General features: G+C 31.6%; 15 protein-coding genes. 6 read left to right on the forward strand and 9 right to left on the reverse strand.

Annotated features, from left to right (window positions below; all coding sequences use genetic code 11):
• Nucleotides 1-90: 90 nt before the first annotated feature.
• The 5 genes from MEVAN_RS01725 to MEVAN_RS01745 form a co-directional block, all read right to left on the reverse strand.
• Entirely contained in the window at nucleotides 91-516 is a 426-nt protein-coding gene (locus tag MEVAN_RS01725; protein WP_011972147.1) for a hypothetical protein, read from the reverse strand.
• Nucleotides 517-558: 42 nt separating this feature from the next.
• On the reverse strand, nucleotides 559-1,821 hold the full coding sequence (pyrC, locus tag MEVAN_RS01730; RefSeq protein ID WP_011972148.1) for a dihydroorotase: 1,263 nt from the start codon (nucleotides 1,819-1,821) through the stop codon (nucleotides 559-561).
• 34 nt (nucleotides 1,822-1,855) lie between these two features.
• Entirely contained in the window at nucleotides 1,856-2,749 is an 894-nt protein-coding gene (locus MEVAN_RS01735; protein ID WP_011972149.1) for an RluA family pseudouridine synthase, read from the reverse strand.
• Between the two features lie 144 nt (nucleotides 2,750-2,893).
• The gene (locus tag MEVAN_RS01740; protein ID WP_011972150.1) at nucleotides 2,894-4,561 is read right to left on the reverse strand and encodes a glutamate--tRNA ligase; all 1,668 of its coding nucleotides are present in this window, start codon (nucleotides 4,559-4,561) and stop codon (nucleotides 2,894-2,896) included.
• Nucleotides 4,562-4,698: 137 nt separating this feature from the next.
• Entirely contained in the window at nucleotides 4,699-5,448 is a 750-nt protein-coding gene (locus tag MEVAN_RS01745; RefSeq protein WP_048059218.1) for an exodeoxyribonuclease III, read from the reverse strand.
• A gap of 190 nt (nucleotides 5,449-5,638) precedes the next feature.
• Here MEVAN_RS01745 and MEVAN_RS01750 point away from each other — a divergent pair, with 190 nt between their 5' ends.
• The 4 genes from MEVAN_RS01750 (at nucleotide 5,639) to MEVAN_RS01765 (ending at nucleotide 11,480) form a co-directional block, all read left to right on the forward strand.
• Nucleotides 5,639-6,385 carry an ABC transporter substrate-binding protein gene (locus MEVAN_RS01750; protein ID WP_011972152.1) on the forward strand — a complete coding sequence of 249 codons (747 nt, stop codon included), beginning with the start codon at nucleotides 5,639-5,641 and terminating at the stop codon, nucleotides 6,383-6,385.
• A 285-nt stretch (nucleotides 6,386-6,670) separates the two neighbouring features.
• The gene (gene carB, locus MEVAN_RS01755; RefSeq protein WP_011972153.1) at nucleotides 6,671-9,916 is read left to right on the forward strand and encodes a carbamoyl-phosphate synthase large subunit; all 3,246 of its coding nucleotides are present in this window, start codon (nucleotides 6,671-6,673) and stop codon (nucleotides 9,914-9,916) included.
• A 76-nt stretch (nucleotides 9,917-9,992) separates the two neighbouring features.
• The gene (locus tag MEVAN_RS01760; protein ID WP_011972154.1) at nucleotides 9,993-11,060 is read left to right on the forward strand and encodes an archaeosine biosynthesis radical SAM protein RaSEA; all 1,068 of its coding nucleotides are present in this window, start codon (nucleotides 9,993-9,995) and stop codon (nucleotides 11,058-11,060) included.
• A gap of 120 nt (nucleotides 11,061-11,180) precedes the next feature.
• Complete coding sequence (locus tag MEVAN_RS01765) at nucleotides 11,181-11,480, forward strand: histone family protein (RefSeq protein WP_011972155.1); 300 nt, start codon at nucleotides 11,181-11,183, stop codon at nucleotides 11,478-11,480.
• A gap of 117 nt (nucleotides 11,481-11,597) precedes the next feature.
• Here MEVAN_RS01765 and MEVAN_RS01770 read toward each other — a convergent pair whose 3' ends face one another.
• Nucleotides 11,598-12,581, reverse strand: a complete 984-nt coding sequence (locus tag MEVAN_RS01770; RefSeq protein WP_011972156.1) for a diaminopimelate dehydrogenase — start codon at nucleotides 12,579-12,581, stop codon at nucleotides 11,598-11,600.
• A 244-nt stretch (nucleotides 12,582-12,825) separates the two neighbouring features.
• Between MEVAN_RS01770 and MEVAN_RS01775 the strand changes: the two genes are divergently transcribed.
• A complete protein-coding gene (locus MEVAN_RS01775) occupies nucleotides 12,826-14,061 on the forward strand; it encodes a CBS domain-containing protein (protein WP_011972157.1) in 1,236 nt (411 codons plus the stop codon).
• Between the two features lie 44 nt (nucleotides 14,062-14,105).
• Here MEVAN_RS01775 and MEVAN_RS01780 read toward each other — a convergent pair whose 3' ends face one another.
• Entirely contained in the window at nucleotides 14,106-15,503 is a 1,398-nt protein-coding gene (locus tag MEVAN_RS01780) for an aspartate kinase (RefSeq protein WP_011972158.1), read from the reverse strand.
• 153 nt (nucleotides 15,504-15,656) lie between these two features.
• Between MEVAN_RS01780 and MEVAN_RS01785 the strand changes: the two genes are divergently transcribed.
• The gene (locus MEVAN_RS01785; RefSeq protein WP_394295942.1) at nucleotides 15,657-17,150 is read left to right on the forward strand and encodes a (R)-citramalate synthase; all 1,494 of its coding nucleotides are present in this window, start codon (nucleotides 15,657-15,659) and stop codon (nucleotides 17,148-17,150) included.
• A gap of 79 nt (nucleotides 17,151-17,229) precedes the next feature.
• On the opposite strand, the gene MEVAN_RS01790 is transcribed toward MEVAN_RS01785, so the two are convergent.
• Nucleotides 17,230-19,362, reverse strand: a complete 2,133-nt coding sequence (locus tag MEVAN_RS01790; protein WP_011972160.1) for an ATP-binding protein — start codon at nucleotides 19,360-19,362, stop codon at nucleotides 17,230-17,232.
• Between the two features lie 17 nt (nucleotides 19,363-19,379).
• On the reverse strand, nucleotides 19,380-19,892 hold the full coding sequence (locus MEVAN_RS01795; RefSeq protein ID WP_011972161.1) for a hypothetical protein: 513 nt from the start codon (nucleotides 19,890-19,892) through the stop codon (nucleotides 19,380-19,382).
• Nucleotides 19,893-19,951 lie beyond the last annotated feature (59 nt).

Below are 19,951 nucleotides of genomic sequence, written 5' to 3' on the forward strand. Positions count from 1 at the left end.
AAAAGATAAATTCATAAAATAAGGTGCAAAAAAAATCCCCAAATAAAATATTAAAAAAATGAATAAAATAAAAAAGTAGTTTTTATCCATTTAAATTCCTTTTATTTTAGAGTATACTACTGACCCGATTGCTCCAGATATTGCGCCAAATATTACTGCAAAGATTATTCCGATAATTCCACCGGCTGCACTTGCACCTATTCCGAGTATACCTTCTGAAACGTGCATTCCTGAATCCGTTGATAAGTTAAATACTGTTGAAAGAACATTCATTATAAGAGAAAATATAAAACTTAGAATGCCGCCAATAATACCTGCAACTGTTCCACTGAGGCCCCCCGCAACCGCAAAATTTCCAAGTCCTTTTTCCCCATTATTAATCATCATGTGTGCAGTAATAACTCCTGCAAGGATATATAGTAAACAGCAAGCGTTTAAACAGTTAACAATTGGAATTCCTGCAAGAATACCACAAACAATACCGCCAATAAGTACTGGCTTTAACATTGAACTCATTTTATCCCTCCATAAATAACTTATATTTACGTTTAATTATATTTAAATATTTGTTTGGATAATATTTCCATTGACTATTGTGTAAACGGGAACTCCCATAACTTCCCAATTTTCAAAAGGAGTTATTTTTGACTTTGATTTAAAATTTTTTCCAGATATGGTCATTTTTTTATCTAAATCAATAATAGACATATTTGCAAAATTTCCAATCTCGATTTTATTGTTTATTTTAAATATTTCCGATGGATTTTTTGATAAAACTCGGTAAACATCAAAAATTGAAATTTTTTTATCGTGAACCAAGTTCATAATTAACGGCACAAGTGTTTCAATTCCTGAAATCCCTGAAGGGCAGTTTTCCACAGGATTTAATTTTTCGCAGTCTTTGTGTGGTGCATGATCAGTAGAAACAATATCGACAGTTCCCTCAATTATTCCATTTAAAAGCGCCAAATTATCTTCTTTTGTCCTTAGTGGGGGATTGAATTTTCCAGAACCTTTTAAATTTCCTGCCATTTCAGAGTTTAAAAATAAATGGTGGGGGGACACTTCAACACTTATTTTAACGTTTTTAAACATTTTTTTGGCATTTTTTATCAATTCAAGCGCTTCTTTAACAGATATGTGGCAAAAATGAACGTGGGGAGTATTTCTACTATTTTTATCAACTTCTTTAAGTGCGTCCAAAATCTCCCTGACTGCTTCAATTTCACTTTCCCTACTTCTAATTTTACAGTGGTTTTCAAAGCTATCTAAGTTATAAGTCTCGGAATTTTTTAAAATTACATCCTTATGTTCTGCATGAACTGCAAAAATTTTATTTTGGTCTAATATTTCTCTTAATTTAGAGTAATCCGATATAAATAAGTCGCCAACAGACTTTACCGTGAAAATTTTGTAAAATTTTGCATCAGAAATTGTTTCTAAGTAATTATTTTCAGTAACTCCGTAGGAAAAATACAAGTTTACCTTACTTTTTTCATTTCCTTCATTCATTTTTTTATAAAAAATTTCTTTTGTTGTAACAGGCGGATTATTGTTTGGCATATCTATTGCAAAAACTACTCCTCCAAAAATTGCAGCCTCACTTCCTGAAACAAAATCCTCCTTTTCAGAATTTCCCCATCGAAAGTGAACGTGTGAATCAATTATTCCAGGAAATACATATTTTCCAGTTAAATCTATCTTTTCTCCAGAATATTCAATGTTTTTTCCAATTTTCTGGATTATCCTGTCTTCAATTAAAATATCTGCTTCGTTTATTGAATTTTCAGATACTATTTTACAGTTTTTCAAAAGCACCATTTTTTACACCAAAATTATTTTTCTAGCTTACTTTTCATTTCCTAAGCCTTTCAACTAAATTTTTAATATCTTTTGGAATTTCTGATTTAAAATGCATATTTTCCTTTGTTATCGGGTGAATAAATTTTAAACTGCTTGAGTGAAGTGCCTGCCTATCAATTAAATCTGATTTTTCACCATAAAGTTCATCCCCAATTATGAAATTTCCAATACTCGATAAATGAACCCTTATTTGATGAGTTTTTCCCGTAAAAAGTTCAATTTCAAGTAGGGATGCATTTTTTAATTCTTCAATAACAGTATATTTTGTTTTTGATTCTTTTCCAGTATTTTTTAATTCTCGTTTAATGCCATCTTCACCCAAATCCAATGGGTTACTAATTATTCCGGATTTAAGTCTTAAATGTCCATTTACTACACAGATGTACTTTTTTTCAAAAATTCCTTCATCCATCTGCTTTGAAATTAGATAATGAGAATAAGGATTTTTTGCAACTATCAAAATTCCAGTTGTATCCATATCTAGTCGGTTTACGAACCTTATTTTGTAATTCTGATTATTTACTTTCTGCCTATTTGAAATTGCATTTGAAAGAGTCCCTGAAACGACATTTTTCGTTTCATGAACAACCATATTTTTTGGTTTATCAATAATCATTACGTATTCATCTTCATAAATTACAGAAATTGGAATTTCTTCAGCAATTATGGTATTATTTCCAGCATCAATATTAACATAAACCACTTCATTTTCCACTAATTTGGATTTTAAAGAAATATTTTTAGAATTTACAAAAATTTTCTTTTCTTTATCGTATTTTTTTATCATTTTGTTTGAAAGTTCAAAGTCTTCAGATAAAAAATCGCTTAATTTTTTTCCTGCATTTTTCTTTTCGACTTTTCGACTTAAAATTTTGTAGTTATTCATAAATATTCCTCAAAATCACCAAATTTTAAAATAGTATTTCATTGATTTAATTATAAATACTCATAAGTAATTTTAAATTTTAAATATCCTTTAATTTCAAAAATAAACGTAAGTATATTAGATAGTAAAAAATAACTAAAAAAATTATTTGTGAGTATAGTAGCAGATATATCCATCATCTAATTTTTCGTCAATCCTAACAAATCCAAATCTCTCAAATTGAACAAAATCATCCTCTTCCGTAATTAAAAAGTCTTTTTCTGCAAATCCTTCAATTTTTTCTGCATTTTCATCAATTACGGTTACTTTTACACTGTCTTTTATCGGTATCCAGTGAATAATATTTGCTTTGTTTGTTCTTGCAACGCTTATGTCATCACTATCATAATGGGCATAAATTACACCGTTTTCAATCTTTTCTACAACGATATTAAATAATTCCATTAACCTATACATTTTTCCTGCTTCAAGGTCGTCTGAAACGTAAATTTCGCCATCAAACAAAAGTTCCCGGTTTCCAAAGTCGCTTCTATCAGGGTGCATTCTTAAATTAATTTTTTTGTTTTTAAAACCTGTAATTATAACTTTTTTAGGGCTATCGACAAAGAAAAATCTTTTCGCATCTTTATCGATTATTTCCTTATTTGCTGCATTTAAGTTTTCCCATGCAAATTTAACGTCTGCTTGCTTTATTCCAATTTCAACCATTAACTTATATAGTGCTTCTGGCTTTATTCCTCTTTTTTTAAGGGCCCTTAGTGTACCAAGCCGTGCATCGTCCCATCCGGAATATTCTCCGCTTAAAATTCCTGTATGCATTTTTGACGTACTTAAAACAGGCCCCTCAATTTTTAAAATTCCGTAGTGAATGTATTCGGGAGATTCCCATCCAAAATACTTGTAAATATATTCCTGCTTTTCAGTATTTATAATATGGTCTTTTCCCCGTAATACGTGGGTCATTCCCATCAGGTGGTCGTCAATCGTTACTGAAAGATTCATTAAAGGATATACGTGGTATTTTGTTCCATTTTTAGGGTGGGGCGTTTTTTCAATTCTAAATATCGGGAAATCCCTAATTGACGGATTTTTGTGCCCAATATCCGTTTTAAGTCTTACTGCAACGTTATCCAGTTCTCCGGCAAGCATTTTTTCCCATAGTTTAAGATTTGTTTCTGGCGTTGTTTCCCTACATTTACAAGGGATTCCTTTTTCCCGTAATTCCTTAAATTCTTCAGGATTACAGTCACAAACATAAGCGTAACTCATTTCGATTAATTTTCTGCCGTATCCATAGTAAATTTCAAGTCTTTCTGATTGGATAATTACTTCGTCAACCTTAATTCCAAGCCATTTTAGGTCTTCTTCAATCATTTCATAAGCTTCTGGGAGAACTCGTTTTGCATCAGTGTCTTCAAGCCTTAAAATTAACTTTCCATTGTATTTTTTAGCAAAAAAATCGTTTAATACAGACGCTCTTGCATGCCCGATATGTAATGGTCCAGAGGGGTTTGGTGCAAATCTCATTACAACTTTATCTTTTGCATTTTTTAATTCAATTTCTTTTCTTTTTCGTTCAGTTTTTTGCACTAAACCTTCCGGAGCAATTTCATTTAATTTAATTTGCTGTTCTTCAAGAGACATTACTTCAATTTCTTTCAAAACCTTTGAAATAACTTCATTTAGTTCATTAACCCTGTTTCTTAAATCGGGATTCCCACCAAGAATTTTACCCATTACTGCCTTTGGATTTGGTTTTCCGTTAAATTTAATTGAGTTTTCTAGTAAATAAACCATTACTGTATCTTTCATAATTATCACTATTTTTGGTGTCCTTTATTAAATCCTTTTGAAAAGTAATCTCTTAAATGTAATGTGGTTTAGTTTATAAATCTTACCGATTTAGCCATTATCTAAAAATAAAAAGTTTTAGGTTTATTCGTACGATATTATTCAATGATAATTCCAACAGGGCAGTGGTCTGAACCAAGTACTTCTGACATTATAAATGCATCTTTTAATCGTTCTCGTAATTTTTTTGAAATGCAAAAATAATCTATTCTCCAACCTATGTTTTTTTCCCTTGCATTAAAACGGTAGCTCCACCAAGTGTAGTTTTCAGGTTCGTTATTTAATTCCCTAAATGTATCTAAAAAACCTGAATTTATTAAATTGTCAAAGCCATTTCGTTCTTCCTTTGTAAAACCTGCGTTTTTTATATTTTGCTTTGGGTTTTTCAAATCTATTTCTTTATGGGCAACATTTAAATCCCCACAAAATATCACAGGCTTTTTTTGTTCAAGAGTTTTTAAATGATTTAAAAAATCTTTGTCCCATTTTTGCCGACATTCTAATCTTTTAAGACCCCTTTGTGAATTTGGAGTGTATACATTTACCAAAAAATATTCTTCAAATTCAAGAGTAATTACACGGCCTTCTTTATCACTTTTGTAATTAGTTATACCGTATTTCACACTTTTTGGCTCTATTTTAGTAAAAATAGCGGTTCCAGAATAGCCTTTCTTTTCAGCGTAATTCCAGTATTCAAAGTAACCGTTTAATCCAAGCTGTACCTGACCTTTTTGGACTTTGGTTTCTTGAATACATATTATTTCAGGATTTTTCGAATTTAAAAAATCCATGAAGCCGTTTTTTAAACAGGCCCTAATTCCATTTACATTCCATGATATCATTTTCATAATATACGTTATTTCAAAAATCATATAAATACATTTTAATATCGTAAAAAAGAGATTATATAAAATGTAATTTTATTGCTAAAGTTAACTTCACTATTAAATTTGGTTTAATTTAAGTAAATTTAAGTAAATTTAATTAAAGCTAAGTAAATTAAATTTCAGTTTCTAAATGTTTAAGGATGTGGAAAAAATGCAACATAAATCTGCATTGTTATTAATTCTTCTTTTGATTGCAAGTTCAGGTTGTATTTTAAAAAATAATGAACTCACTCTAAAAGAAGGGACTTTAACTGTTGGAGTATATCCCTATATGGCTCCAATGACATATATGAAAGATGATGAGTTAACTGGCTACGAAATCGAAATGATTTCTGAAATGGCCAAAAGAATGGATTACAACGTAAACTTTAAAGTTTATGAATTTGAAAGGTTATTTTCCGCCCTTGAATATAATGAAATAGACTGTGCAATTGCAGGAATTGGGATAACTATTGATAGAAAAACTAAATTTGAATTTTCAAGGCCCTATAGATATACATTTACAGTTATTACAGTTTTAAAAGACAGTAGTATTTCCAAAATAAATGATATTGAGGGTCAAAAAGTTGGAGTATTAAAAGGAACGTTAATGGAAAATAAAGCAAATGAGTTAAGAAGAACACGTTCTTTTGAAATAATAAAATATAGTAGCCCGGAAATAATGTATTCTGACTTGAATTCTAAAAAAATATCTGCTGCAATAACAGATCTTGATTCTATAAATTATAATAGTCAAAATCAAAATATTAGGGTACTTGATGAACACCTTGATATTATATACATGGGAATTGCTCTTAAAAAAGGAAACGTTGAATTATTAAATAATATAAATACAGTAATGCTTGAAATGGAAAAAGACGGGTATTTTGAATATTTAAGAGATACATGGATCGAATAATATTTATTAGCTAAAAATGGATTAAATAATAACCTATTTTTATTATTTTATTTATTATTTTGCCGTTTTATTACTTTTTGTATTTTTAAAATTAGATGTTATAAAGGCCTAAATTTTTTGAGCGGATAATTTAAATATTGGTCTATCATACAAAGTTTATGATTTTATTAGTTTTACATCTTTATTAAATTTGTAAAATTGATATAATTTAGCATTTTAATTTTACATAATAGTTTAAAAACAATTACGAATATAGTATGAAAAAACGTATCCTAAGGTGGAATTTTGAAAAGAGAGGATATAAATAAAGTAATGATTTTGGGTTCTGGACCAATTGTAATAGGTCAAGCAGCTGAATTTGACTTTTCAGGTTCTCAGGCTTGTAAATCCTTAAAGGAAGAGGGAATTTACACGATATTGGTAAATTCAAACCCTGCAACGATTCAGACTGATTCAAATATTGCTGACAGAGTTTATTTAGAGCCTTTGACTCCAAAAATTTTAGAAAAAATTATTGAAAAGGAAAAACCCGATGCAATACTCCCAACAATGGGTGGCCAAACCGGTTTAAACCTTGCAATGGAGCTTTCAAAAAGGGGAATTTTAGAAAAACACGGTGTTGAGCTTTTGGGTTCAACTGAAAAAGTAATTGAAACTTCAGAAGATAGGGACTTATTTAATAAGGCAATGGAGGAAATAAAACAGCCAATTGCGAAATCTGCCGCAGTTAACTCAATTGAAGGGGCACTTAATGCAGTGGATGTTTTAGGGTATCCCGTAATTGTAAGGCCTGCATTTACACTAGGGGGAACCGGTGGTGGCGTTGCAAATACTGAAGAAGAATTAATTGAAATTACAAAAAAAGGTTTGAAATATTCTATGATAAAACAGGTTTTAATCGACCAAAGCCTCCTAGGTTGGAAAGAATACGAGTACGAAGTAATGAGGGATAGAAACGATACATGTATTGTAGTTTGTAACATGGAAAATATCGACCCTATGGGAATACATACTGGTGAAAGCATCGTTACAGCACCTTCGCAAACATTAAGCGATGAATTCCACCAAAAATTAAGAGATGCTGCAATAAATATTATAAGACATTTGAAAATAGAGGGGGGATGTAACGTCCAATTTGCAGTTAATCCTGAAATGACCGAATACGTGGTAATTGAGGTAAATCCAAGAGTTTCAAGAAGTTCTGCACTTGCAAGTAAAGCAACGGGTTATCCAATTGCAAAGATTGCTGCAAAGATTGCAATTGGACTTACACTTGACGAAATCCAAAATGACGTTACAAAAGAAACCCCTGCAAGTTTTGAACCTACTATCGACTACGTTGTTGTAAAAATTCCAAGATGGCCATTTGATAAATTTAAAACAGTTGATAAACGACTTGGAACTGCAATGAAATCAACTGGGGAAATAATGGCAATTGGAAGGACTTTAGAAGAGGCACTTCAAAAAGCAGTTCGAAGTTTAGATATTGGAAGATATGGGATTATTTCGGATAAAAAAGATAGAGATTACTCGAATTCTGAGATTATAGGACTTTTGGAAAAACCTACGGATGAAAGGCTCTTTGTAATTGCATACGCCCTTGATAAGGGTTGGAGCGTCGATGGAATTTGTGAAAGAACAAGCATTAATCCATTCTTTATTAAAAAAATTAAAAATATTGTAGATTGTAAAAAAGAACTTGAAGTAGTTTCAAGACTCCCAGTAGACAATGACAAGCTAAAAGAAATAATTTTAAAAGCCAAAAAATTAGGATTTTCAGATTTTCAGATTGGAAAAATATTTTCAAAAACAGAAACAGAAATACGGGAATTAAGAAAAAAACTTTCCGTAATCCCAGTTTACAAAATGGTAGATACTTGTGCAGCAGAATTTGAAGCAAAAACTCCATACTACTATTCTGCATACGAACGATACTTTGACGAAGAACAAAACGAAAGTATTGCAACAAGTCGTAAAAAGGTAATCATACTAGGTTCAGGGCCAATTAGAATTGGTCAGGGTGTTGAATTTGATTATTCAACAGTTCATGCAATTTATGCATTAAAAGAAATAGGAATTGAAGCAATTATAATAAATAATAACCCTGAAACAGTAAGTACCGACTACGATACGTCAGACAGGCTTTACTTTGAACCATTAGTGTTTGAAGAAATAATGAATATTATTGAAAATGAAAGTAAAAATGGAGAACTTTTAGGCGTAATTGTCCAATTTGGAGGCCAAACCGCAATTAACCTTGCAATGAATTTATATGGTGCAGGTGTTAATATTTTAGGAACTTCACCGCATTCGATTGACCTTGCAGAGGATAGGGATCAATTTATCCATGTTCTTGAAAAGTTAGAAATACCGCAAGCAGAAGGCGGAACTGCATTTAGTGAAGAAGAAGCCCTTAAGGTCATTGAAAAAATCGGGTTTCCAGCACTTGTAAGGCCATCTTATGTTTTAGGCGGGCGTGCAATGCAGATTGTTTATAATTTTGAGGATTTAAAAGATTACATGAATGAAGCAGTTAAAGTTTCATCAGAACATCCAATATTAATCGACAAGTTCTTAGAAGAGGCTATTGAAGTCGATGTTGATGCAGTTTGTGATGGGGAAAGTGTATTTATCGGCGCTATTATGGAACATATTGAGGAAGCTGGAATTCATAGCGGAGATAGTGCATGCGTAATTCCGCCACAAACGCTATCAAAAGAGGTAATTTCAAAAATTGAAACATATACCACTAAACTTGCACTTGAACTTGGCGTAATAGGCCTTTTAAATATCCAATATGCGATAAAAGATGGAATAGTTTATATAATTGAAGCAAACCCTAGAGCGTCACGAACTATTCCTTACGTCAGTAAATCAGTTGGTGTGCCATTAGCAAAAATTGCTACAAATGCACTTATGGGTAAAAAATTAAAAGAAATGGGTTATTTTGGAACTGCAAAGGCGAAATACGTTAGTGTAAAAGAAGCAGTGTTTCCATTCTTAAAACTTCCAGGGGTTGACCCAGTTTTAAGTCCTGAAATGAAATCAACTGGTGAAGCAATTGGAATTGACCTCGATTTTGGAAAAGCATACTATAAATCCCAGCTTTCTGCAAACATGGAACTTCCAACATCTGGAACCGTATTTATAAGTGTTAGAAATAGGGATAAAAATAATATTACAAAAATTGCAAAAAAATTCCATGAATTAGGTTTTGAAATCGTTGCAACAACTGGGACTGCAAGAGAATTGCGACAATTTGAAATTCCTGCAAGGGAAGTTAGTAAAATTTCTGAAAGTATGCAAAACAGTGTTCTTGATTTGATGCAGAAAGGAGACATTAGTTTAATAATAAATACATCATCAGGAGACCGAGCAAGAAGTGATGGGTATTATATAAGGCGAGCTGCAGTAGAATTAAACGTTCCATACATGACTACACTTCAAGGAGCATATGCTGCAATAAAGGCGATTGAAGCTATTAAAACTGGCGACCTTGGAGTTTATTCATTAAAAGAGCTTGAAAATTAATCTTAAAATAAATCCAAAATACTAAAATTATTTTATTTTTAAATTTTTAATTTAGTTTTTATTTTTGAGGGATATTATGTCAATGACCCATTATTTAAAAAATTTACGTGTAAAAAATCTTAAAAAGAGAAAAGAAAAAAATCCTGATTATCCAATTGCATCATGGATTCAAGACGACATATTTCAAGATAAAACCATTGGAAAAAGTCTTACAATAATTTTAAGAACCAAAGGATGTAAATGGGCGTATGATTCCGGTGGTTGTACGATGTGTAGCTACCTAATGGATGCATCTCCAGTAGAAATCACTTCAGAAAACTTGAAAAATCAGTTTGATAGGACAATTGAAAAAAATTTGGAAGTAATTAATAACAATATGTCAATAAAACTTTTTACATCGGGAAGCTTTTTAGACCCTTTTGAAATTCCAATTGATGTAAGGGAATACATATTTCAAAAAATTGAAAGTTTAGGGGTAAAAGAAGTTGCAATAGAATCCAGAGCAGAGTTTGTAACTTCAGAAAACATGGAATCAATCCGAAAAAATTTGTCATGTAATGTTGAAATTGGAGTTGGAATCGAAAGTTTTAACGATACAATTAGAAACGTATCAATAAATAAAGGAGTAAGTAGAGAAGTGATTAAACAGGCTTTTAAGATTTCTAAAGAATACAATGTCGGTATAAAATCATATATCTTGATAAAACCGCTTTTCATAACTGAAAAAGAAGCCATTTTGGATTCAATAAATACTGCAAATGAGTGCATTGAAATTGGTTGTAGCAGAATATCCTTCTGTCCTGCAACAGTGCATACAGGAACGTTAATAGAATTGATATGGAAAAAAAATCAGTATAGGCCACCATTTTTATGGAGTATTTTGGAAATATTAAAGGAAGTAAAATCACAAAATCCTGATGCGTTAATAATGTGTGATACATCTGGAGTAAATTCGAAAAGAGGTGCGCATAATAATATCACTTGTGAATGTGGGGAAAAAATAAAAGAGATATTTAATGAATTTACACTTACACAAAAAATTGAAAAACTAGACGTTGACTGCGAGTGTAAAAAACAGTGGTTAAGTTATTTAGACTATGAACAAAAAAATATTGTTCCACTGGGCGATGAAAGTTTACTGTAAATTCATTATTTTGAATTTTTAATTTATCTGCATTTCTATTTTTAATTCAATTTGGTTAAAGAAGCTTTAAATAATTAAAAACCTTATATATTTATAAATATATTATTAAGAGGTTATAATATGATACCTAAAGGAACAGTTAAAAGAATTATGAAGCAACATACTGAAATGAACGTGTCTGCTGAATCAGTTGAAAAATTAGTGGAATTACTTCAAGAAATTATTGTAACAACAACCCAAATTGCAGAACAAAATGCTGGAAAAGACAAAAGAAAAACATTAAAAGCAAGGGATATTGAACAGTGTGATGCGGAAAGACTTAGAAGAAAAATAGTTGAAGTTTCCGAAAGAACGGAAAAAGTAAATATTCTTACAAACGAAATTTTAAATGTAGTTGCAAACGAACTTGAAAGGTATTAATTGGGGCAGAATACTGTTTTTGTTACTTTAAAGTTAAGAAAAGTTTTAAATAATTCTTTTTAATTTTTTAACGCCTATTTTAAATATTTTAAATATTAAATGTTTAAAGATAGAAATTTAAAGTAAATTTTTTCTGAGTTCTTCCGAACTTTTTGGTGATAAATGGCCAAGTGATATGTCAAATACAGTTTTTGCACCAAAATGTCCTTCTTTATTCATTTTAAATACTGCTCTTGCATAAGCTACAAGAATGCTTGCAGTAAATTCGGGGTTACTGTCTAGTTTTAATGAAAATTCTACAATGTGCTTATTTTCTTTATTAAATCCAGTTTTACCACTTCGAATTACAAATCCCCCATGGGGCATTCCCGAATGATTCAATTTCAATTCATCCTCAGTTATAAAATTAACTTCGGTAGTATAATCTAAAAAGTAGTTTGGCATTTCCTTAATCTCTTTTTCCACTTTATTTTTATCTACGCCTTCTTCTAAAACAACATAGCATACTCTTAAGTGTTTTTCCTTAGTTTCAAGATTTGGGTCGTCTCCACTCCTCACTCGGTTTATTGCGCCATCTAAAGGAATCGTATACTGTATACCATTTTTAACCCCTGAAATTCTCCTTATTGCATCTGAATGTCCCTGACTTACCCCACTACCCCAAAATGTATATTCTTTACCATCGGGAAGTATTGCTTCTGAAACCATTCTATTTATTGAAAATAACCCCGGATCCCATCCAATACTAATAGCACTCGTGTGTCCGTTAGATTTAGCTACCAAATCAACTTCTTCAAAGTATTCTGGAATTTTTGCATGAGTATCAAAGCTATCTACTGTATTAAAAAGTTTTGCAAATTCTGGCCCCTGTACTGGAAGATCTGTTGCAGAACCGCCACAAAGTATCATAACGTCGATTTTATCAACATACTCTTTTGCATCATCTACTGAAACTATTTTTGCATCTTCTTGAATTTTTATGCTGTTTTTTGGCCTTCTTGTAAATACTGCCACAAGTTCCATATCTGGATTTTGTTTAATTGCAGAATATACTCCTTTACCCAAATTTCCATATCCCATAATTCCGATTTTTATAGTCATATTATCCTCCATTTAGTCCTGTATTTTATACCAAAGATTTAAATTATTACTTAATATACGTTACGGACAAATCTAAATTTCTAAAGACAGCGTTTTTGACCATTTTTTCATTTTAGCCATAATATTTTATTTTCCATTATATCCTAAAAATTTGTAAGATACTAACCTATTTAATTCAAATCAAAAGCCATATAAAAAGCCAAAATCATAGATATACTATGGACTTTAAAAAGGGGTGAAGGTCTTGAAAGAGCAAGTAATTGACATAGCCACGAAAGATGTTGTCACAGTAGCTCCAGAAACGCCAATATTAAAAGCTATTGGAATTATGGAAAATAAAAGATTCCACAACTTAATTGTTGAACGGGAAAATGAAATATATCTTGTGACAATGTATGATTTACTACTTGCAAATTCAGTAAACCAGCAAGTTGAAGATTTGATGTTTAGACCCTATTGCGTAAATCAGACCACTTCAGTAATGGATGCAACGTTTGAAATGATCAATAGCGGTCAAAGAGTTGCACCGATTATTGATGAAAAAAACAACATGGTTGGAATCATTACAGACTACGACATCATGAGGTGTGCAGCAAAGTCAAAGCTTTTGAGAGACGTTTTGGTAAATAAAATAATGTCTAAAAGCCCCATTACTATAGATAGTGATGAAAGTATCGGAAAAGCCAGAAGTTTAATGATGAAATACAACATTGGAAGGCTTGTTGTACTCAATAAAAATGGAAATCCAACAGGAATGGTAACGGAAGATGACATAGTTAAAAAAGTCTTTAAGCCAAAAACCAAAATGACTGTTGGTGAACTTAAAGGAGATAAAATGCCAAGAATGGCACAGCCTGTATCAATGATAATGAATTCCCCGATAATATCTGCAGAATTAGATAATTCAATTGCAGATGTTGCAAAACTAATGGAAAATCAAGATGTTAGGGGAGTTCCAGTATTTAAAGATGGTTCATTGAGGGGAATAGTTACTAGGCTTGATATTTTAAAATATATTGCAGAATTAAGGGCAGAATCTGTTGTGGAAGTTGAAATCCACGGGGACTTTGATGAAGAACAAAAAGACCTTGCAGAAAGAATATTATTTACGGAAGTAAGAAAAATTGCCTCTTACGCAAGAAAAATACACTGGATAAGAATAAGCGTTAAAAAAGAAAGAGATAAAGGAGGAATTCCTTACTACACCGTACATACGTACGTAAAAACTCCAAAAAAATTATATGTTGCGGAAGGAAAACCAAAACTTTCTGGAACAAAGAGAATAGATTGGGATGGAGAAGAGATTGAGTTAGTATCTGAAAAGCAGAGGTGGGACTTTATAGAGGTACTAAAAGATGCATTAGAGTCTGTAAAAAAACAGATGAGTATAGATAGGGAAAAAGGACGTTCAAAAAACATTAACAGTGGCAAAAAAGATGTTTTAGTCGAAGAATTTTCCGAAGAAATTAACTTAGAATAAATGTTTTTCTTTTTTGATCTTAAAAATTTAAATTAAAATTTAAATTAGTTATTTTCAATAAATGTTTTGTGTAACGTTTTTAAGCAGTTTTCAAGGTTTTCTTCATCAATTACAAACGATATGTTTGTTTCAGATGAACCTTGTGCAATCATTTTTATGTTTGCCCCACTTTCTGCAACTGCATCAAATAATTTTCCTGCAATTCCTTTTGAACCTTTCATTCCTGAACCGACTACGGAAACCACACATACCTCTTTATCAAAGGTTATATCCTTAATTAAATGGCATTCGCCAAATTCTTCTTTTAATTCTCTTACACATTTTTTAGCTTCAAGTTCGCCATCGTATATTACAATTGATATGTTTGTTTCAGATGAACCTTGTGTAATTAGTATTACATTTGCATTTGAATTTCCAAGTACGTTAAATATTCTTGCAGCAGTCCCGCTAACTCCAACCATTCCGCCACCAAAAATATTAATTAATATAACGTCTTTAATTGTCGTAATTGCTTTTATTACCGAATTACATGTTTCTGCACTGTCTGTTACTAAGGTACCTTCATTTTCAGGGTCAAATGTATTTTTAATCCTTAAAGGAATCTTTTTTTCCATTACTGGCTCCATTGTTCTTGGGTGAAGAACTTTAGCGCCAAAATATGCAAGTTCCATTGCTTCGATATATGACATTCTTGGAATCTGCTTTACATTTTCGACCATTCTTGGGTCTGCCGACAAAACTCCGCTAACATCAGTCCATATTTCGACCATGTCCGCATTCAATCCCGAACCAACTAGTGCTGCGGAATAGTCACTACCGCCCCTTCCAAATGTAGTTATTTGATTATCATCAGTTCCCCCGATAAATCCGGTTATAACGGGAATAAATCCATCTTTTAATATAGGGGAGACCTTATCTAAAACTTCAAGTCGGACTACTTTTGCACAGCTAAATGAGTCATCGGTAACAATTCCTGCATCTCTTCCTGTTAAAAAAAGAGAATGTTTTCCAAGATCCCTTATTGCACCGCTTAAAATTGGTGCAGAGAGTCTTTCACCAAAGGACAATATAAAGTCTTTTGATTTAGGAGTTAATTCTCCAAGGTAAGAAACACCAACAAGAACTTTTTCAAGTTCATTTATCGAACTTTCAATTGTTTTTGAAACTTCGGTCTTTATTTCATGGTTAAAGATTGCCTGATCGATTGCAATTTCGTGTTTTATCCTTAAATCTTCGATAAAATTGTTTATTTTTGCAATATCTCGAACATCAAGTGCCTGTGTAGAAATTTCGATAAGTGAATTTGTAACTTGTGTCATTGCCGAGGTTACAACACATACGTCCTTATCTTCTTTTGTCTTGTTTACAACGATTTTTGCAACGTTTCTTATCCTTTCGCCATTACCAACAGAGGTTCCACCAAATTTCATTACTGTAACCAAACAACACCACCTTTTAAATAATAAATTAGATTATATTGATTTACAACCTGCAATTATACACTACTTGTGTTTTATCAATTAATCAATGAAATTATATTTAAACCTATCATTGCTAAAAAATTACTAAAAAATTACTAAATCAGAAATATTAATATCGAGAGGATAACCATGGTTAAAATATTTGACACTACCCTAAGAGATGGGGAACAGACCCCTGGCGTATCTTTAACGCCAAGTCAGAAGCTTGAAATAGCAATAAAACTTGATGAGCTTGGTGTCAATATTATTGAAGCAGGTAGTGCAATAACGTCAAAAGGGGAACGAGAATCGATAAAATTAATCACTTCTGAAAATCTAAATGCAGAAATTGCTTCATTTGTAAGGGCACTTCCAGTAGACATTGATTCTGCAATTTCATGTAATGTAGATAGCGTTCACTTGGTAGTTCCAACTTCAGACCTACACATGACATACAAATTAAGAAAAACAAGAGAAGAAAATTTAAATGATGCTTTAAAGGCCGTTGAATATGCAAAAAATCATGGCTTAATTGTAGAACTTTCTGCAGAAGATGCAACAAGAAGTGATCTTGAATTTTTAAAAGAACTCTTTAAAATGGGGGAAGAATTAAATGCTGATAGAATGTGTTTATGCGATACTGTTGGAATATTAACTCCAAATAAAGCTGAAACACTCGTAAAAAATATAAAAGAATACACAAAACTTCCAATATCCATCCACTGCCATAATGACTTTGGAATGGCAACTGCAAATACTGTCTCTGCAATTCATGCGGGGGCGACACAATGCCACGTAACTGTAAACGGTATTGGTGAACGGGCAGGTAATGCTTCACTAGAAGAAGTAGTAATGGGTTTAAAATCGCTATACAATATAAATACAGACATTGAATCTGAAAAACTCTATAAAATTTCTAGAATTGTATCAAAAATGATGAAAATACCTGTTCCTGCAAATAAAGCACTTGTTGGAGATAATGCATTTTCCCACGAAGCTGGAATTCACGTAGATGGCCTTATGAAAAATACTGAAACATATGAACCAATAAGTCCTGAAATGGTTGGAAATAGGCGAAAAATAATTTTAGGAAAACACAGTGGAAAGGCTGCTTTAAAATACAAGCTTGAATTAATGAACATTGGACTAAGTCATGAACAGTTTGAAGAAGCATATTCAAAAATCAAAACATTTGGGGACCTTGGAAAATACATTAGTGATGTTGATTTAAAAACAGTCATTAATGAAGTAAGGGGCGTAACTTTAGAGAAAAAGGTAATTTTAGATGAATTAACAGTTTTATCAGGAAATAAAATATCCCCTCTTGCATCAATTAATTTAAAATTTGCAAATGACTGCAATATTAAAGATAATATCAGGGAAGCTTCCTACGGAGTAGGGCCTGTTGACGCTGCAATAAATGCTGTTAGAAAAGCTTTAAGTGGAGTTGCAGATATCGAACTTGAAGACTATAACGTGCGTGCGGTTTCAGGCGGTACTGATGCATTAATCGAGGTTATAGTCCACCTTAGACGAGGAAATGAAGTTGTAGAAGTTAAAAAAGCACATGGAGATATTATAATGGCCTCTGTTGAAGCTTTGATGGATGGAATTAACCTTTTAATTTAAAGTTCTCTTTTTCAATATGTTTAATTTTTATGGTTATATTTAAAAAAGAAAATAAATTTTACTTATATTATGTAAGATATTAAGTAAGCCGATAGTATCCATATTTTGGGCTAAATACGTCTGCACTCTTTTTTAATTTTTCTAATAAGTCATGCACATCTTTTTCTGAAATTTGAAATTCTAAAGCCCTCTCTAAAATATCATCTTCATCTGCTAGTCCGGTATCGGAGATTACTGAAAGTTCACGAATAATTGCTAAAATTCTATCCATTTTATCAAGCTTCGACTTTGGGATTTCACCCATTCCCTTGTCTATGTCAAATTTTCCAGTTTCCGGGTCGTATGCAATCTGTTTTAAACATTCTTCTATTATATCTATCGCAATTTTTGCATCTTTTTCTTCAACTTTTTTAGAAAGTCTAGCTTTTGCGTGCATTTCTGAAATTCTAATTGCAGCTTCAAGCTGTCTTGCAGTAACTGGAACCGGATTATCCCCTTCCCCAAGTTTTCTCATATTTACATAGTATTCTTTAATTAATTTTTTAGCATTTTCCGATAAAGAAGGACTTTTTAGCTTTTTTTCATCAACCTCTCCCGAATAAAGGTGGTGATTATCATCAAAGTAAGCACAAGTTCTTGCATAGATTATATAATTTTTAATAATGTTTTCGTCAACCTTTATTCCGTCAATGTCAATTGAACCTAAAACTTTTGTATACTTTTTTGTTGCAGTTTCAACATGCATTTCTAAAATATGTTCTGCAATATCTAAATCCCTTCTACGGTCAGGTAAATCCTTTAATGGAAAAATCAAATCAAAGCGACTTAATAATGGGGCGGGAATTCCAATTTGTTCAACTACCCCCATATTTCTATCAAATCGTCCACGTTTTGGGTTACATGCTGCAAGAACCGCACATTTTGCAGGTAATTTTACATTTATTCCCCCTTTATTTACGTGAATTGTCTGAGACTCCATTGCTTCCAAAATATACTTCATAACATTTTTATCAACAGTTAATTCATCAATACATGCCGTTCCCTCATTTGCACGGACAAATACGCCGGGTTTTACAACCCATCCATCTCCAATTTCAGTTGCTTCCCTTACAACGTTTGCGGTAAGTCCTCCGCCTGTTGCAGTAGTAACTGAAGCGTAGGAATTTTGGGGAAAAAGTCTTGAAATTTTTCTAAGCATTGTAGATTTTCCAATTCCCGGATCAGTTATTAAAAGTATATGGCTATCTTTCCTTAATTCTGAGCCATCGGGAAGGTATTTTATACATCCTTTTACCTGCTGTAAAAATATGGCTTTTTTTACAACGTCATATCCTTTAATTTGCGGGATTAAGTAGTTTGAAAGGATATCAATTATGTTTTCCTTTTTTCCAAGTTCATTTAATGTATCAATTAGTTCGTAATTATTTATAATATCCCTAACTTCAATTTTTTGAAAGTTTTCGCCAAGTTTCACGTGGTTACTTTTAGTGTAAATCTCAAAAACCGGCATGTTTGGCCTTGTCATCTTTTTCATGACCGTTCCAACTACATCCACTCTTCCAGAATAAATTCCATCAGAATTTTCTAAAAAAACACGGATGCTTCTTGGAGGGTCGTCAGGATTTTTCATTAAATCAATTGGTTGTTGAATTTCAAGTTCCTGTATGTTTACGTAAGAAGAGCTATCATAATCAATCGTCATTTCACTTCTACAGTTTTGATTTTTACAGTAACTCCTTGGAGTTTCAAAATAGTCGTGTATTGTTTTATAATGCAAACTTCCGCATGCCCTACAAACAAAACATGCTTTTTTTAACAGCGCACAAACCTTAGCGGCCTTTATAATGTTCCCCTCAAATTTAACCAGCTTATTCATTTCTGAAGAGGTTATTTCATCAATTTTTTTATCGCATGAAAGTGGATTTTTAAATGCTATCTGCATTTTTTCTAAATCCTTTTTTATATGTTCATCTTCCCCAAAAAGTTCAGTATATGCTTCTTTAAAAATATGAAGTAATGGGTCTTCAACCAATTTTGGATTTTCTATTATATGCTCATTAATATCGCATAGTTCTGAATAATTTTTTAAAAAATCCGCAATATCTAATTCAAAAACGTTATTTTTCACAAGTTTTAAAGATATCTGGTTTTTCATGTATTTTTTTAATTTATCGCCGTAAAAATTTAAAAAGACTTCTTCGTTAAAATCCATTTTCCCACAAATTATTTTTAGTTACGTTTAAATTGTAATTTAAAATCATAGTTCTTAAGTTTTGATACAATATATTCAAAATCATGTTTATTTTTTGCCTTTACGTCTTTTTTTTGAGGAAATTTTAAAATTACTTCATCAAATAAAGATTTATTTACGGGAACTGTCATCGGGTAGTGGTAGCGATAGATACAGTTTATTCTTGCAGTAATAAATTCTGATAAATAGCTTAAACATGCATCAATTCCAATTGATTCATTTGCAAGCAATGATCCCGACTTTTTAGATGGTAAATAAGAAATTCCAACTAATATTTCTTCTAAATTACATTTTAAAAGGTCTTTTGACTTTTGCTGTTCCCTTTTTAATTCATAAAGGTATATTGCAAGATCTTGTAAATTATTCCACGGGAGGTCAAAATTTACGTTTAAAGCATTTTCTTTTTTAATCATCCACAAAGGGATTTGTTTTTCATTTAAAAGGACTTCATATTCACTGCATTTTAAAAATAAAATATCGTATACATCCATAGTTTCACGACAGGCATTTGTAAAATTTTAAAACAAGTCTGTTACTATCTTTTTTATAA

This window comes from Methanococcus vannielii SB, from assembly GCF_000017165.1.
Taxonomy (GTDB): Archaea; AGJL01; Methanococci; order Methanococcales; family Methanococcaceae; genus Methanococcus; species Methanococcus vannielii.